We start from the raw sequence: 318 nt of genomic DNA, 5'->3' as shown, positions 1-318 counted from the left end.
GTGCGGCCAGCGCCGGGGCCGGGGCGGCCCGCCCGCCGCCCGGACCGGGACCGGCCAGGCCGGAGTCGCCGGTCCCGAAGCCGCCCGGGCCAGGACCGTCCGGCCCGTCACCGCCGACGCCGAAACCGTCCGGCACGAGTCCGCCCAGCGCGAGGCCGTCCCCACCGGGCCCCGGCGGCGGCACCGGGCAGGCGGCCAGCACGCCGGGCACCCCGCGCACCGGACCGCCGCCCGTCTCCCCGCCCGAGCCCGCGCCGAAGCCCGCGCCGCCCTCCCGCCACGGGACGACCGCCACGACCGCCAGCGGGCCGTCCGCCG

Annotated in this window: 1 pseudogene; it reads right to left on the bottom strand. The window is 85.2% G+C overall.

Annotation, left to right across the window (positions count from 1 at the left end):
* Positions 1 to 318 (bottom strand): annotated as a pseudogene (locus RKE29_RS30685) (hypothetical protein); the annotation flags it as partial.

It is taken from the genome of Streptomyces sp. B1866 (genome assembly GCF_031932565.1).
Lineage (GTDB): Bacteria > Actinomycetota > Actinomycetes > Streptomycetales > Streptomycetaceae > Streptomyces.
This window is presented reverse-complemented; position numbering and strand designations above follow the sequence as displayed.